This window comes from Paenibacillus oralis (assembly GCF_003863965.1).
Lineage (GTDB): Bacteria > Bacillota > Bacilli > Paenibacillales > Paenibacillaceae > Fontibacillus > Fontibacillus oralis.
Genome location: NZ_RRCN01000001.1, coordinates 3,888,558 through 3,904,459, shown reverse-complemented (window position 1 = coordinate 3,904,459; position 15,902 = coordinate 3,888,558). Strand labels below are relative to the sequence as shown.

Sequence of the window (15,902 nt, the reverse complement as noted above, 5' to 3'; positions counted from 1 at the left end):
CTTAGGCTTCTTGACCGACCGTTTCGTCCACGATGCCAAGCTCTTCTTTCACCCAATCATAACCGTCCTGCTCCAGACGTTCCGCCAGCTCAGGGCCGCCGGATTTGACGATGCGCCCTTGCATCATCACGTGCACGAAGTCCGGTTTGATGTAGTTCAGCAGGCGCTGATAGTGGGTGATGATCAGGAAGCCGCGATCCTCGCTGCGAATCGAGTTGACGCCGTTCGCCACGATGCGCAGCGCGTCGATGTCAAGGCCGGAGTCGATTTCGTCGAGAATGACGAGTTTCGGATCGAGCAGCAGCATTTGCAAAATTTCGTTCCGCTTCTTCTCCCCGCCGGAGAAACCTTCATTCAAATAACGGTGGGCGAATTCCGGATTCATTTCCAGCACCTTCATCTGCCCTTCCATTTGACGGATGAATTTGATCAGCGAAATTTCATCGCCTTCTTCGCGGCGGGCGTTAATCGCGCTGCGCAAAAAGTCGGAATTTGTCACCCCGGCGATTTCACTCGGATACTGCATGGCCAGGAACATGCCGGCGCGGGCACGCTCGTCCACTTCCATCTCCAGCACGTCTTCGCCGTTCAGCGTAACTTTGCCGTCCGTCACTTCATATTTCGGATGCCCCATGAGTGCCGAAGCGAGCGTACTTTTCCCGGTTCCGTTCGGACCCATGATAGCGTGGATTTCTCCGCCTTTTATCTCAAGATCGATCCCTTTCAGGATCTCCTTCCCTTCAATCGTCGCTTTAAGACCTTCCACAGCAAAATGCGTAGCCATTTTTCCTGCTCCTTCCATCATACGAGAGTTTAGCCAGGGACGTTGCCCTTTGTTTTTGCCATTATAGCATAACAATTATCACATTAGAATAATTCTAAGTGATTCTCATTGATTCTCATTTCATTCTAACCTAATTTGTATGCATAATCAACGTACGCCGGCGGACATACCGCCACACGAAAAAGGCTCGGCCCGCTTCATGACGGCCAAGCCCTGTTCGAACGCAAGACTGACTTAAGCGTCCCTAATCAGCCCAAGTAAGAACGCAGCATCCACATGTGCTTTTCCCAATCTCTTTTGTACCCCGTCAACAAGTCGCCGGTGACATCATCGCCGGCCTGATCGGCCAAATCGATCGCTTCATGATAAGACTCCGCCAAGGTGGCAAGGTCCTCGATCAAGCTCTGCACCATGGCCTGCGGCTCTGCCTGCCCCGCCGCATCCTGAATGGAGGACAGTTCGAGATATTCCTTTAACGTTGCGGCAGGCTCCCACTTCAGGGCAAGCATCCGTTCGGCTATGGCGTCCATCTGCTCCGCAGCTTCATTATATAGCTGTTCGAATTTGGCATGCAGGGTAAAGAAACTGCCGCCTTGAACGTACCAATGAAAATGATGCAGCTTGACGTATAATACGTTCAAATTGGCGACCTGTACGTTAAGCAACTGCTCCAGGACCGTCTTGTTCGACTGGCCTGCTTGTTTGGCATCCGATTGCGTCATGATTCATCCCCTACCTTCAGCTTGGAATAGAGTATGCTCGCTTATTTATTACCCATAACCAGTGTTTACGAAACAGGTTCGATTCATTCGGCGTTCGCTATTAAGTATTTCCAGTTTCGTTCCGTGTTCTTTTTGGGAATTTGGGGCTATGATTGTTTATTGAGCGGTGCTATTATTAATGAAGTCAAACCGAACACGACTTTTATGGGGGAACTATGGACAAGCAAACTGAACAGCATCATGAGGATGAATCCGGTTACTTATTTAACGTGGAAGTGTTGATTCGGAGCAAAACGAACGGACAGGCGCTTCAGAACCTGCTGCAAATGTTGAACAACGGGCCTGAAATCATAGATTTCCGGATTAATTCGGGAATTGAACTGGGCGAAATCATCGAATCGCTGCTTGCGAACCGGAAGCAGTCCTTTATTTCCAAGACCTATAAGCGCTTGGGAAAAACGGAGGCAAACAACAACACACCCGCTGACGGCAAAAAAAGCGAACCCCAGCCAAAAGCGAAATCGCCCGCCCCGGATCAAGCCGCCAGCGGCTTCAGGGACTTCGCTTCCAGCGAGGAATTTCAGAAGTGGATTCAGAGTTACATTACAGGAAACAAGCTGGTGCGGCTATACGTCAACCGGAACGGCGAACGGATGAGCATCCCGTGCCGGATTTTGAACTTCCTGCCGGAAACGTACGCGTTGAACGTGTATCATGTGGACGAGAAACAGGTCTATAACCTGAAGCTGAGCGAAATTATCGACTTCCTGGACACTTAATCCAGGAAATGGACGATTCACGTCATTCAGCCGAGCTTATCGTTTTCATGGGAAGAAGGACAGCTCACTGAGATGAATTCAACTGCAAAAATGCATTCTGTTTTCCGTAAATCACCATTTTAAAGCGATTAAAATGAAAAAGTGCATCTTTTTTGGGGCTATTCGATAAATAAGGGACTTTTGACCGGGAATGAATGCACTTTTGCAGTTGAACCGCCATTTTCGGGGAATTCCGACGAAATTCGCCTGCACTTTTGCAATTCGTGGAATTTCGTTCTGGTCGCACCGAAAGTTGAGTTATAAATTCTATCATCTTCAAAAAGACGGCTGAACCCGCTCCGCCGTGGAGCCCTTCAGCCGTCTTTTTCCGTTCTAAGCCTTCTTGCTCCAAGCCTCCAGCGCGAGCAGCAGCCAACCGGCGATAAAAGAAACGCCCCCGAGCGGCGTAACCGGCCCGAGCCAGGTCCAATGGAGTGCAGCCAATCCGTACAGGCTGCCTGAGAACAGGATGACGCCGAGCAGAAACAGCCGGCCCGCCCAGCGAAGCCGCCCGGATTCCCCCCATTGCCCGGCAAAAAACGCCGTCAGCAGGATCGCAATCCCGTGAATCATCTGGTAATGTACTCCAGTTTCATAAGTGCCAATGGCCGTCTCGCCGATTTTCGCCTTCAACATATGCGCCCCGAATGCGCCAAGCGCAACGGCGAGCAGCATGACGACCGCGCCGATTCCGGCATAGGTGCGCTGCATTTTTTCCGCCTCCCTTGTTTGTTCATTTCGCCAAAATTCATTCATGTTCATTCTACCTCAACCATCCGTCCGATATCTACAGCAAGCTGAAATGAAGCCTATGACCAGTGCCTTTCCCTTGCCTTCCGCTTTTTGATAAAATAGAATAATCGAACAATATAATCAAGGAGATGCTTATGGCAAACGTCAAAATTTTCGCTGACAGTACCTCGGACCTGCCCGTAGAATGGATCCCCCGCTATGATATCGGAATTATTCCTTTATATGTCGTGTTTGGCGGCGAGATGTTCAAGGATGGGGTGGATATCACGCCGGTCGATATTTACCGGAGGGTCGAGGCTGCCGGGAGTTTGCCGAAAACGACCGCTCCGTCGCCCAAAGATTTTATGGACGCCTTCGGTCCCTATATCGAGCGCGGGCAGGACATCGTTTATATCAGCCTTTCATCCAAACTCTCATCGACCTATCAAAATGCGCTGATCGCCGCCGCAGAGTTCCCGGAAGGGCGGATTCACGTTGTAGATTCCCAGACCTTATGCAGCGGTATTGGCCTGTTGGTCATGAAAGCGGTCAAAGCTGCGGCGGAGGGCCGCACCGCCGGCGAAATCGCCGCACTGGTCAGCGATATCCGCCCGCGGGTGGAAACGCAATTCGTCATCGATACGCTGGAATATTTGTATAAAGGCGGACGCTGCTCCGGCATGCAGAACTTTATCGGCAGCCTGCTCCAAATCAGGCCCGTGCTCAAGCTGGTGAACGGGAGCATCATCCCGGCCTACAAGGTGCGCGGCCGCAAGGAGAAGGCGGTCCAGCAAATGCTGGACAACGCTTTGGCCGACCGGGACAACATGGATCACGACTTGATCATCGTCGCCCACACGCTGGCCGAAGAGGATGCGCTGCGTTTGGCCGCGATTTTGCGGGAGCAGACGGAAGCGCGGGAGGTGGCCGTATCCGAAGCGGGATGCGTCATTTCCAGCCACTGCGGGCCCGGTACCGTCGCCATTATGTACACGAGAAAATAATCGGCCGCTTAGGCCCGGCTTTTGCAGAAAGGCTACAACTTATAGGAGGATCAATATGGCATCGATCAAAATTTTCGCGGACAGTACCTGCGATTTGCCGGCGGATTGGATTAAACGGCACGAAATTGGCATCGTTCCCCTGTACGTCACTTTTTCCGACCAAACGTACGGAGACGGCGTCGATTTGAGCGTGCCCGATCTTTACCGCAAAGTCAGCGAGACCGGCAAGCTCCCGAAGACGGCCGCGCCGTCGCCGGCCGATTTCATTCAGGCGTTCTCCCCTTATATCCGGCAAGGGCAGCAAATATTATGCATCAGCTTGTCTTCAGAGCTTTCATCTACATATCAAAACGCCCTGCTTGCGGCGGAGGAATTCCCGGAAGGGGCGGTCACCGTATTCGACTCGCTTAATTTATCGACCGGCATCGGTCTTCAGGTGATGAAGGCGGTGCAGGCCGCGTCGGAAGGCAAAAGCGTCGGCGAAATCGTCGACCTGCTCACGGCGGTTCGGCCTAAGGTCGAAACGGAGTTTGTCATCGATACGCTGGAATACTTGTACAAAGGCGGACGCTGCTCCGGCATGCAAAACCTGATCGGCAGCCTGCTCAAAATCCGCCCGGTCATCAAAGTGGCGGACGGCAAAATGACCCCTGCCTACAAAGTCCGCGGCAGCCGGGAAAAAGCCCTTGACCAGCTGCTGAACAACGCGCTTGGCCGCTTAAACGATATGGATAACGACATTATTTTTGTCACCCATTCCCTGGCGGATGAAGACGCGGCCAAGCTGAAACAAGAGCTTGAGGCCAGAACCGGGGCCAAGACCGTCGCCGTTTCCAATGCCGGCTGCGTCATTTCCAGCCATTGCGGCGCCAAAACGATCGGCATCCTGTATACCAAAAAGACAGGCTGACGTACAGATAGAGTCATGTCCTTTTAACCCCTTGAGGCGGCCAGTACATGACTCTATTGGTTTTCCGCCTAAGTTTGCGGTTTGCCGCGTTTATATCCGACCCGCGAGCGGTATTGCTGCGGCGCCCGGGCCGGATAGCGGACCGGCAGCGAAAACATGTGCACGAGCATCGTAAACGGAATCGAGGCGAACAACAGGAACGCCGACAGGACGTGCAGCTGGAAGATGAACGGAACCGTATCCATCAGGTGATAATCCGGCCGAAACGCAAGCAAACTACGGAACCACGGACCGATGGTTGTCCGGTATTCGTAAGCGGCCACCGTCGTATTGTATACAATCGTCATATAGGTGCCGTTGGCGGCGACGATCAGCAGCAGGATCACCGCGAAGTAATCGGCAAATCCGGCATGGGCGCGCACGCGCCGGTTCGTTATTTTGCGAATCAGCAAAATAATAAGCCCCAGCACCACCATGATTCCCGCCAGCCCGCCTCCGGCAATCGCAAAGATGTGGTACGTTTCATCGCTCACGCCCATGGCATGGTATACCCTTCGCGGAATCAACACCCCCATCACGTGGCCGATAAAGGCGAAGACGATGCCGTAATGGAAGATCGTGGAGCCGAGCCGCAGCCATTTTTTCTCAAACATTTCCGTCGAAGGAGCGGTCCAACTCACTTGGCGGAAGGCAAACCGGTACAACAATCCGACAATCATCACCGTTAGGGCGATGTACGGATAAACAACCCACCAGAATAATCCGGTCATGAAGCTGCCCCCATTCATTCAGTTGCATATTTGCAAAACGATAGATCCGTTCCCGTTCGGGCCGTTCCGTCCAGCCCGTACAGAATCGGGTAAGGGAGTTCGCCTTGGTCGGCCTGCTCCCGCTTCTGCGTAAGCCGGCGGACATCTTCCTCCGAAGGTTCGCCAAAAACATCCGCCACAAGATGGTGAAGCAGTTGCCGGTAAGGGTTGTCCTCCGCCAAATGCTCGCATACCCGCTTCGTGGCGACGGCGAGCCGAAGCTCCAAAGCCCGGACGTGGACATGGTCCGGACGCACGGCCAGCAGCTCGTACAGAAGCGGCATATAATCGGCCAGTTCGCCTGCGGCGGCGGCAAAACCGGCGTCCTTGATGATCTGCTGCAAGAGAATCAGCGCGGCGCCGCGCTCCCGGCTGTCCCCAAGCTCATGCGCGGTGAGATACAGTCCGGTTTTTTCCTTCCAATCAAAAGACCAAACATACTGCTCCCTTAGCTCCTTCAGCGGGCAGGATAACAGCGGGTGGCTCGCCTCCTGAAGACGTTCCGCCAGCAGCGGGCCTCCGGCTTCCCGGACCGCTTCCACCATGCTCCGCGCGGTTTCCGGAAAATCATCCTCCGGATATCCGAGCAGTCTGGCCGCAAACATCAAACTGATTTGCTTGGCTTCCATCGCCAACCTCCTTGCTCTACCTGTCGTCTTTGGCAAACAACCGCGGCAAAAATCCTTCCTCCGGTGTGATGCCCTCCAGACTGCAAGCTCCCTGACGGTAATGCAGTCCGGCTTCGTTGATCATTTCCCGCCGCCCTGTCGGAATGACGAAACGTTCGTTGTGCTTGGCAACGGCAAACAAACGGGCCATCTCCTCGATTTCCTCCACGCTGGTTCCCGCCTCCCCAAGCAGCTTGCTGCGCTTCAGCTCGTCCAGGCCGCCGACCGCACGGTCCCGCATCAATACGCGCATCGCCGTCATCTTCAGCAGCACCCGCCGGATCTCTTTCGTGTCGCCCGCCGTCAGCAAGGACGCCAAATATTCCAGCGGAATCCGCATCTGATCGACCGCCGGGATGTACATGTCCGTCTGCAGCTCGTCCTCCTCGATATGGTTCATGATCGGACTGAGCGGCGGTACGTACCAAACCATCGGCAAGGTGCGGTATTCCGGATGCAGCGGCAGCGCCACCTTCCATTTCATCGCCATTTTGTATACCGGAGAGCGCTGGGCCGCATCGATCCAGGCATCCGTGATCCCCGTTCTTCTCGCTTCCCGGATGACCTCCGGATCAAACGGATCCAGGAAAACGCCGAGCTGCGATTCGTACAATTTCTGCGGATCTTCTACCGAAGCGGCCGCCTTTACCCGGTCGGCATCGTACATGACGACGCCGATATAGCGAATCCGGCCCACGCATGTTTCGGAGCAGATCGTTGAAATTCCGGCCTCCGTGCGCGGGTAACAAAAGTTGCATTTCTCCGCCTTATGGGTGTTCCAGTTGTAATAGACTTTATGGTACGGGCAGCCGTTCATGCAGAACCGCCACCCCCGGCAGGCCTCCTGATCGACCAGCACGATGCCGTCCTCGTCGCGTTTGTACAGCGCGCCGGACGGGCACGAAGCGACGCAGGAAGGATTGAGGCAATGCTCGCAGATCCGCGGCAGATACATCATGAACGTTTTTTCATATTCCAGGGCGATATACTCCTGCAGCTTTTTGACGTTGGGATCAAGCGGCACGATTTCGCTGCCGCCGGCCAAATCATCGTCCCAGTTCGGCCCCCATTCAGGCTTGTCCATATACTCGCCCGTAATCAGCGACACCGGCCGCCCGACCGGGAGATGCTTGCTCTTTGGGCTGTGCAGCAGGTTGTCGTAATCATAGGTCCAAGGTTCATAGAAGCTGTCCAAATCGGCCATGTTCGGGTTGTAAAAAATGTTCGCCAGCTTGGCGATCGGGCCTCCGGCGCGCAGCGCCAGCTTACCGCCGCGCAGCACCCAACCGCCCTTATATTTGCCCGTATCCTCCCATTCCTTCGGATACCCCGGGCCCGGCCGCGTCTCCACGTTGTTATACCACATGTACTCCGTGCCGGGGCGGTTGGTCCAGGTATTTTTGCAGGTGACCGAGCAGGTGTGGCAGCCGATGCATTTGTCCAAATTCATCACCATCGCAACCTGCGTTTTAATCCTCAAGCCAATCTACCTCCTTCAGCGGGCGGATGATGGTCAGCGTATCGCGCTGGTTCCCCGTCGGACCGTAGTAGTTGAAACCGTAGCTTAACTGGGCGTAACCCCCGATCATGTGGGTCGGCTTGAGCGTAATCCGCGTCACGCTGTTATGCGTACCGCCGCGCTGCTTGGTGATCGACGTGCCGGGTACGCCCAGCGTGCGGTCCTGGGCATGATACATGTAGGCGATGCCTTCCGGAATCCGGTACGTCAGCACAGCCCGGGCCGCGACGACGCCGTTGCGGTTGTATACCTCGATCCAATCGTTGTCCTTGATCCCGATGGAAGCCCCGTCCTTCTCGTTCAGCCAGACGACCTGCCAGCCGCGGAACAAGGTCGTCATCTGGTTGGTGTCGGTGAACATCGTATGGATGCCCCACTTCTGGTGCGGGGTCAGGTAACGGAGCGTCAGCGATTTCCCGTTCTCCGGCACGCCTTCCTCCCCTTTGAGAAAAGGAACGTGCTTTAGCGGCGGCAAATACAGCGGCAAAGCCTCCCCGAAGTCGAGGATCATTTCATGGTCGAGATAAAAGCTCTGCCGTCCGGTGAGCGTCCGCCAAGGGATACTGTATTCGGTGTTCAGCGTAAATGGCGAATAGCGGCGGTTGTCCTTCTCCAGCCCGCTCCAGACGGGTGCGGAAATGGCCTGGCGGGGTTGGGCCGTGATATCGAACAGCGTAAAGGCTTCCTCCTCGCGGGGAAGGGCGATCTCCGCGAGTTTTTTGCCGGTCTTCTTCTCCATATGGCGCCACCCTTCCACGGCGCGCTCTCCGTTCGTCGCCCCCGACATCAGCAGGATCGCTTCGATCACCTGCCGGTCGTAATATAAATCCGGCTGGCCTTTGCCGACGCCTTCACGCTTCGAGGCGCCAAGCCGGGCCAGCAATTGTTCGTAAACCCGCTCGCCCGGAATTTTCACCGCCTTCGAGCCGTACCCTTTGCGGATGTTGGGCCCGATCGTAATCATCTTGCCGTAAACGTCCTTGTAATCGCGCGGCACGATGAGAAAATGCGGCATGCTTTTACCGGGAACCGCCGCGGTTTCCCCTTTACGCCAATCCTTGATCCTCCCGTGCACCTGGGCCACTTCGTCCGGGCTGTCATGACCAAGCGGAGTCATCATCACGTCTTCGCAGGCGGGGAGATGCTTCTCCGCCAGCTCGGAAAACGTCTTGGCGATCTCCCGGAACGCGTCCCAGTCGCTTTTGCTTTGCCATGGCGGCGAGATCGCCGGATTAAACGGATGGATGAACGGATGCATGTCCGTGCTGCTCAAATCATGTTTTTCGTACCAGGTCGCCGCCGGCAACACGATGTCCGAAAACAGCCCGGAGCTGGTCATGCGAAAATCGATGCTGACGAACAGATCCGTTTTGCCTTCCGGCGGCACGTCGTCGGTGCGCACATCCTCCGGCCGCCAGGAGCGGCTCGGGTCGGTCAGCACCTGACCATCCGCCCCGATCAAATGTTTGGCGAAATATTCATGCCCTTTGCCGCTGTCCCCCAGCAGATTCGAGCGCCAGTTGAAAAACACCCGCGGAAAGTTGCGGGGGTCGTTCGGATGCTCGATCGCCCAGTCGAGTTCGTCTTCCGCCGCCATCCTGGCGATTTCCCGCACGGCCTCCTGATCATCCGTCAGCCCCTTTTCGCGGATTTGCCGCGCCAAATCGATGGAATTCTGGGTGAATTGCGGGAACGACGGCAGCCAGCCGAGCCTTACGGCCAGCGCATTGACGTCGGCCGGATGCATTTTGCCGTACCGCCCGCCCCAAGGCGTATCCTGCTCTTCGCTCACGCGTACCTCGTAGCGGAACTGCTCCGTCACAAAGTAAAAATACGACGTGCCGTTCTGCAGCCGCGGCGGCCGGATCCAGTCGCCGGCAAAAGCGATCTGCTGCCAGCCCTCCAGCGGGCGTACTTTTTCCTGGCCGACGTAGTGGGCCCAGCCGCCTCCGTTTACGCCCTGCGCCCCGGTAAGCATCACCAGGTTCAGGATCGAGCGGTAGATCTGATCGCTGTGATACCAGTGATTGGTCCCCCCGCCCATGGCGATCATCGAACGGCCGCCCGTTTTCGCCGCGTTGTCGGCAAACTCGCGGGCCACCTGGATGCAATGCGACTTTTTGACCCCTGTGATCGCCTCCTGCCAGGCCGGCGTATAAGGCTTCATATCGTCGTAATCGGCCGGATAATCGCCGGGCAGGCCGCGCGAAACGCCGGCGTGGGCCATCATCAGGTCATACACCGTCGCCACCTTCAGCGTCTCGCCTGACGCGCTCTTCAGATGCTTGACCGGTAAGCCCCGGCGTACCGTTTGGCCCTCTTTTTCCGCGAAATACGGAAAATCCACCTGCACGACTTCGTCGGCATCCTGGATAAATGTCAGCTGCGGGTCGATTGGAGTTCCGTCCGCCCTGTTCAGGTCAAGGTTCCAGCGGCTGCTCTGGTCCCAGCGGAACCCTTCGCTCCCGTTCGGCGCCTCCGGTTTCCCCGCCGCCGTGTCCCAGACAACGGTTTTCCATTCGGCAAGCTCCTGCCCGTCGCCCAAGTCGGCCAAGTCGGCCGCCCGCAGGAAGCGGTCCGAACGGGTCATTCCGTTCCCCTCCTTTACGAGGACGAGAAACGGAAGATCGGTGAATTTTTTCACATAATTCATGAAATAGGGGGTCTCCCGATCCACATAAAACTCTTTGAGAATGACGTGCGTCATCGCCATCGCCAGCGCCGCATCCGTGCCGGCCCGGGCCGGCAGCCAAATATCCGCGAATTTCTCGTATTCGGAATAATCGGGGCTCACGCCGACCACCTTGGTGCCGTTGTAACGCGCCTCGACCATAAAATGGGCGTCCGGCGAGCGGGTTTGCGGAATGTTTGTCCCCCAGATGATAAAATATTTCGTATTGTACCAGTCTCCGCTCTCCGGCACATCGGTTTGATCCCCCCATACCTGCGGCGAAGCGGGCGGAAGATCGGCATACCAGTCGTAAAAGCTCAGGATCGTCCCGCCGATCAGCGACAGAAACCGCGTCCCCGCCAAGTAGCTGACCATGGACATGGCCGGAATCGGGCTGAACCCCACGACGCGGTCGGGCCCGTACCGCTTGATCGTATGGATCGTGGCCGCGGCGATCATCTGGCAGGCCGCGTCCCAATCCCCGCGCACGAATCCGCCTTTCCCCCGGGCTTTGACGTAACGCGCTCTTTTTTGCGGATCGCTGACCAGGTTCTCCCAGGCTACAACGGGGTCTTTTACGGCGGCCATTTCCTCCCGCCACATTTCGTAGAGCTCCCCGCGAATATACGGGTACTTCACGCGCAGGGGGCTGTAGGTGTACCAGGAGAAGCTGGCTCCCCGCGGGCAGCCGCGTGGCTCGTATTCCGGAAAATCGGCGCCTGTCGTCGGATAATCCGTCTTCTGCGTCTCCCACGTGATGATGCCGTCCTTCACGAACACATTCCAGCTGCAGGAACCGGTGCAGTTCACCCCATGCGTGGAACGTACGACTTTGTCGTGCTGCCAGCGGCCGCGGTACAGGCTTTCCCAGTCCCGCCCCCTGGGGCTTTCCTCCGTCCATCCCTCATTTATGACTTCGCCGCGCCGCAAATATTTCAGCGCCTGGAACAACTTGTTCTGCTTATCGCCCACCACTAGAGTTCTCCCTTCGCTTCGCAAATCCGCGGCGCCGGATTAAACCGTTCGCCCGCCAGCTTAAACGCCCCTTCTCCAGCCAGCAATTCCTCCGCAAATACGCTCCATGCGGAAGCATTGCAAGCGGCCAAAATCAACCGCTGCAGTTCGTCCGGCTTGCGGATCGCCGCGATTCGTTTCACCGCCTCGCGCGGAATCTCCCCGAACCGCATGTCCAGCACCGCCAGCAAGTCCTCCTGATCCTGCGCTGCCAAAACGTCAAGCTCATGTACTTCCATGTCGACCATTCCTTTCCGTCAGAACGAATTCGGCCCTCCCGCGGGTACCGGTTCCCCGTAGGGAAACCTTAAAGCCGCGATTTTTTGTAGTACTCCGCGATCAGCGTTTTTTTCACCTGTTCCGCCGCCTGGCGCATAAAACCGCCGATTTGCTCGTCTTGATTTTCGACTATGTCCCAAGAAAAAAAACGGCCTTCCACCCGGTCGAACCTTTCTCCGTAGCGAACGTAAACGGTAACCCCTTGTTCGCTCGCCTGCCCGCCGGCTTTTACGTCATAAGGATGCAGGTTCAGCCGGCGGAGCTCGCAGGTTAGACACTCGTACAGCCGGGGTTCCACCGCCCGCAGCGGTTTATCCGGCAGCAGGGCCGTCAACTTTGGGGCCGGAAACCGCTCCATGGCGACGCTCCTCCAATTCCTTTTCCACCATTTCTTCTTCATCCCGGTTATGTATCTGGTCGATCAGAATCAGCGCCTGAAACCTCTGCAGCACCTGCTCGTCCATCTCGCCCCGCTCCAGCCGCTCTTTGATTTCGGCGGCCAATTCCCGCATCAAATTGTGGTCCCGGGTCAAAGCGGTAATCACGTCCCGAAGCTGCGGCTTCAGCTCTACCGCCTCCAGGTATAATCCCTCTTCCTCGCTTTGCGCGTGCTGGAGCGTGCGCGATTCCCAATGTTCGACGGCGATCCAGGCGATGCCCTGCGCTTTGTCCCGTTCGCCCCGGCACAAGCTCCGCTCCAGCAATTCCGTCAATTCCCTGGCTTCTTCAAGCGCGGCCTCATGAATCAGACTGTGGCTGTCCGCCCGTCTCAAGGAGGGTCCTGACATCCGCATCACTTCCTTTTCTCACTGATTTATTACTAAAGTTTGTTATGAATCTAATTAATATACTTTTAAGCATAAAATTCTCAAAATTTTCAAGGGAAAAGCTGTACGCAAAACATTGCAACCGCCGCTCACCCTCACATATCGCCTCACTCCGTGAATATACTTTATTTACATCCACTTCACAGCGCTGGCGTAAATCCACATATGGAGGTGTTCACCATGTCTACGCCCGATCGTTACAATTTCATCGTCTCCAAAGAAGATTGGTCGCTGCACCGGAAAGGGTATCAGGATCAGCAGCGCCACCAGGAGAAGGTGCGGGAAGTCATCCGGCAAAATCTCCCCGATCTCGTGACCGAGGAAAACATCATTATGTCGGACGGAAAGCAGATCATCAAGGTACCCCTCCGCAATTTGGAGGAATACCGGTTTATCCATAACTATCAGAAGCAAAAGCATGTCGGCCAGGGTGACGGGAGCAGCGAAGTCGGTGACGTGCTTGGCCAAGACAGTCCCAAGGATAACGGAAAAGGCGGCAAAGCCGGCGATCGGCCGGGAGTCGACTACGTGGAGGCGGACATCAGCATCGAGGAGCTGGAGGATATGCTGTTCGAGGAGCTGGAGCTGCCTTTCATTCAGGAAAAAGACAAAGACCAATTGGAGACTGAATCCTACCGTTTCAACGATATACGCAAAAAAGGCCTCATGTCCAACATCGACAAAAAGCGGACGATCCTGGAAAATCTCCGCCGCAACGCGACGGCCGGCACGCCGGGCATCCACGGCATCACGCCCGACGATCTGCGCTACAAAACGTGGGAGGAAGTCGTCGTCCCCCACAGTAACGCCGTCATCATCGCCATGATGGATACATCGGGCAGCATGGGCGCATTTGAAAAATATTGCGCGCGCAGCTTTTTCTTCTGGATGACCCGCTTTTTGCGGCGGCAGTACGAAAAGGTGGAGATCGTGTTTCTCGCCCACCACACGGAGGCCAAAGAGGTCAGCGAAGAGGAGTTTTTCACCCGCGGCGAAAGCGGCGGCACGATCTGCTCGTCCGTATACCAAAAAGCGCTGGAAATCATCGATTCCCGTTACTCCCCGTCCAGCTACAACATCTACCCGTTTCATTTCTCGGACGGCGATAACCTGACGAGCGACAACGAACGCTGCATCAAGCTGATCATGGAGCTCATGAAGCGCTGCAATCTGTTCGGCTACGGCGAGGTCAATCAATACAACCGCGGCAGCACCCTGATGTCCGCTTACCGGAACATCAAGCAGGAGAAATTCATGTATTACGTTATCAAGGAAAAAGGCGAGGTCTATAACGCGCTGAAGCGGTTTTTCCACAAGCGCGAAGGGGGGGCGGCCAGTTGAACAGCGAACATGAGCAACTCGAATACGCGATCGCGGAAATTATGGAAATCGCCGGCTCCTTTGGCCTCGACTATTATCCGATGCGGTACGAAATCTGCCCCGCCGACATCATTTATACGTTTGGCGCCTACGGCATGCCTACCCGCTTCTCGCACTGGAGCTTCGGCAAAGCGTTCAACAAGATGAAGATGCAATACGACTTCGGGCTAAGCAAAATCTACGAGCTCGTCATCAACTCGAACCCGTGTTATGCCTTTCTGCTGGAAGGCAACTCCCTGATCCAAAACAAACTGATCGTTGCGCATGTGCTGGCGCACTGCGATTTTTTCAAAAACAATGTGCGTTTCTCCGTCACCAACCGCGACATGGTGGAGAGCATGTCCGCCACCGCCGAGCGGATCAGCCGCTACGAGCTGATGTACGGCAAAGGTACGGTGGAAAGCTTCCTTGATGACGTGCTGGCCATCCAGGAGCATGTCGACCCGCAGCTGATCAAACCGAAACGCTACGATAAAAGCCGGCAGATGGCAGAAAAGCTGCGACTCGCCAAGGAAGGGCGGCAGGGGCAGGTCAAGCCGAAGGAATACGACGACCTGTGGGAGCTGGACGACGTTGCCGATAAGCGTGAAGCTGAAGCCAAAACCAAAGCTAAAGAGTCCTTATTTCCCCCTGAGCCGGAGAAGGACATCATGTGGTTCATCCAGGAGTACTCGGAAACGCTGGAGGACTGGCAGCGGGACATCATGAGCATGCTGCGCGAGGAAATGCTGTATTTCTGGCCGCAGATGGAGACGAAAATCATGAACGAAGGCTGGGCCTCCTATTGGCATCAGCGCATTATCCGCGAGCTCGACCTGACCAGTGACGAAACGATCGAATTCGCCAAGCTGAACGCCTCGGTCGTGCAGCCGTCGCGGCAAAGCCTGAACCCGTATTATCTCGGGCTGAAAGTTTTCGAGGATATCGAGCGGCGCTGGGACAATCCGGCGAAAGAGGAACGGGAGCGCTATGGCCGGGAACCCGGACAGGGCCGGGAAAAGATTTTCGAAGTGCGCGAGCTCGACTCCGATACCTCCTTCCTGCGCAGCTATTTGACCAAAGATCTGGTGCGCGACCTCGACCTGTACATTTTCGAGAAGCAGGGCCCGGAATGGAAAATCACCGACAAGACGTGGGAACACATCCGCGATCAGCTGGTAGCCACCCGCGTGAACGGCGGCTCCCCGTACATCGTCGTCCAGGACGGCGACTACCTCCGCTCCGGCGAGCTGCTGCTGGGGCATCAATATGAAGGACTGGAGCTCGACCTGAAATATTTGGAGCATACGCTCCCCCACGTCTACCGTTTATGGGGCCGGCCCGTGCACCTGGAAACCGTGATCGAAGACAAACGCGCGCTGTTCTCCTACGACGGGCAGAAGCATCTGCGGAAGATGCTGTAAGGGAAGCGTAACCTGTGCGCCGAAATAGGTGTTGGACCACAAGATCAGATGGCAGATCCTTTCGTTTGGAGTGAAACGTTCGGCCCTCGGGCCTCGGGGTATCCTGGCCTAGGGGTATCCGGGCCTCTGGGCCTCTGGGCCTCTGGGTCTCTGGGTCTCCGGGTCTCCAGGTCTCCGGTCTTTCGCTAACGGTTGTAATCGCGCCTAATTAGCCGAAAAGACGGGGTTTCAATTTCTAACGGTTGTGAGCGCGCCTATTTAAGCGAAAAAGGCTCAAATTTGCAGAAAAAAGGCAAAATAGGCTCTGCCACAACCGTTAAAATTAATTTCCTCGGCATTTTGCCGAAATAACGACGCTGACA

The 15,902-nt window shown here is 55.9% G+C and carries 16 protein-coding genes; 5 read left to right on the top strand and 11 right to left on the bottom strand.

The genetic code is table 11. The annotated features are described in order from the left end of the window. Position 1 precedes the first annotated feature (1 nt). On the bottom strand, positions 2 to 784 hold the full coding sequence (sufC, locus tag EHV15_RS17495) for a Fe-S cluster assembly ATPase SufC (protein WP_128632326.1): 783 nt from the start codon (positions 782 to 784) through the stop codon (positions 2 to 4). A 248-nt stretch (positions 785 to 1,032) separates the two neighbouring features. Then, a complete protein-coding gene (locus EHV15_RS17490) occupies positions 1,033 to 1,506 on the bottom strand; it encodes a Dps family protein (RefSeq protein ID WP_128632325.1) in 474 nt (157 codons plus the stop codon). A 215-nt stretch (positions 1,507 to 1,721) separates the two neighbouring features. Between EHV15_RS17490 and EHV15_RS17485 the strand changes: the two genes are divergently transcribed. After that, complete coding sequence (locus EHV15_RS17485; protein WP_128632324.1) at positions 1,722 to 2,285, top strand: hypothetical protein; 564 nt, start codon at positions 1,722 to 1,724, stop codon at positions 2,283 to 2,285. Between the two features lie 64 nt (positions 2,286 to 2,349). Here the strand turns inward: EHV15_RS17485 and EHV15_RS17480 are convergent, their stop codons facing one another. Both EHV15_RS17480 and EHV15_RS17475 read right to left on the bottom strand, forming a co-directional pair. Further along, the gene (locus tag EHV15_RS17480; RefSeq protein ID WP_128632323.1) at positions 2,350 to 2,676 is read right to left on the bottom strand and encodes a hypothetical protein; all 327 of its coding nucleotides are present in this window, start codon (positions 2,674 to 2,676) and stop codon (positions 2,350 to 2,352) included. After that, a complete protein-coding gene (locus EHV15_RS17475; protein ID WP_128635401.1) occupies positions 2,658 to 3,035 on the bottom strand; it encodes a DUF423 domain-containing protein in 378 nt (125 codons plus the stop codon). The genes EHV15_RS17480 and EHV15_RS17475 overlap by 19 nt, the downstream gene beginning before the upstream one ends. Before the next feature lie 176 nt (positions 3,036 to 3,211). On the opposite strand from EHV15_RS17475, the gene EHV15_RS17470 reads away from it, so the two are divergent. Both EHV15_RS17470 and EHV15_RS17465 read left to right on the top strand, forming a co-directional pair. Continuing rightward, positions 3,212 to 4,060, top strand: a complete 849-nt coding sequence (locus EHV15_RS17470) for a DegV family protein (RefSeq protein ID WP_128632322.1) — start codon at positions 3,212 to 3,214, stop codon at positions 4,058 to 4,060. 55 nt (positions 4,061 to 4,115) lie between these two features. Further along, positions 4,116 to 4,970 (top strand): DegV family protein, encoded by an 855-nt coding sequence (locus EHV15_RS17465; protein WP_128632321.1) that lies wholly within the window; start codon positions 4,116 to 4,118, stop codon positions 4,968 to 4,970. A gap of 68 nt (positions 4,971 to 5,038) precedes the next feature. Here EHV15_RS17465 and narI read toward each other — a convergent pair whose 3' ends face one another. The 7 genes from narI to EHV15_RS17430 form a co-directional block, all read right to left on the bottom strand. Next, on the bottom strand, positions 5,039 to 5,740 hold the full coding sequence (gene narI / locus EHV15_RS17460) for a respiratory nitrate reductase subunit gamma (protein ID WP_128632320.1): 702 nt from the start codon (positions 5,738 to 5,740) through the stop codon (positions 5,039 to 5,041). Between the two features lie 14 nt (positions 5,741 to 5,754). Beyond that, complete coding sequence (gene narJ, locus EHV15_RS17455) at positions 5,755 to 6,408, bottom strand: nitrate reductase molybdenum cofactor assembly chaperone (RefSeq protein WP_128632319.1); 654 nt, start codon at positions 6,406 to 6,408, stop codon at positions 5,755 to 5,757. Between the two features lie 16 nt (positions 6,409 to 6,424). Continuing rightward, positions 6,425 to 7,927, bottom strand: coding sequence for a nitrate reductase subunit beta (gene narH / locus EHV15_RS17450; RefSeq protein ID WP_128632318.1), 1,503 nt, complete (start codon positions 7,925 to 7,927; stop codon positions 6,425 to 6,427). Next, entirely contained in the window at positions 7,917 to 11,609 is a 3,693-nt protein-coding gene (locus EHV15_RS17445) for a nitrate reductase subunit alpha (protein WP_128632317.1), read from the bottom strand. The genes narH and EHV15_RS17445 overlap by 11 nt, the downstream gene beginning before the upstream one ends. A 2-nt stretch (positions 11,610 to 11,611) precedes the next feature. Next, the gene (locus EHV15_RS17440) at positions 11,612 to 11,890 is read right to left on the bottom strand and encodes a hypothetical protein (protein WP_128632316.1); all 279 of its coding nucleotides are present in this window, start codon (positions 11,888 to 11,890) and stop codon (positions 11,612 to 11,614) included. Positions 11,891 to 11,958: 68 nt separating this feature from the next. After that, the gene (locus tag EHV15_RS17435) at positions 11,959 to 12,288 is read right to left on the bottom strand and encodes a hypothetical protein (RefSeq protein WP_128632315.1); all 330 of its coding nucleotides are present in this window, start codon (positions 12,286 to 12,288) and stop codon (positions 11,959 to 11,961) included. Beyond that, on the bottom strand, positions 12,242 to 12,718 hold the full coding sequence (locus tag EHV15_RS17430) for a hemerythrin domain-containing protein (protein WP_128632314.1): 477 nt from the start codon (positions 12,716 to 12,718) through the stop codon (positions 12,242 to 12,244). The genes EHV15_RS17435 and EHV15_RS17430 overlap by 47 nt, the downstream gene beginning before the upstream one ends. A gap of 219 nt (positions 12,719 to 12,937) precedes the next feature. On the opposite strand from EHV15_RS17430, the gene yhbH reads away from it, so the two are divergent. Beyond that, positions 12,938 to 14,098, top strand: coding sequence for a sporulation protein YhbH (gene yhbH, locus EHV15_RS17425; RefSeq protein ID WP_128632313.1), 1,161 nt, complete (start codon positions 12,938 to 12,940; stop codon positions 14,096 to 14,098). After that, entirely contained in the window at positions 14,095 to 15,540 is a 1,446-nt protein-coding gene (locus EHV15_RS17420; RefSeq protein ID WP_128632312.1) for a SpoVR family protein, read from the top strand. Before yhbH ends, EHV15_RS17420 begins: the two co-directional genes overlap by 4 nt. The last annotated feature ends 362 nt before the right edge of the window (positions 15,541 to 15,902 follow it).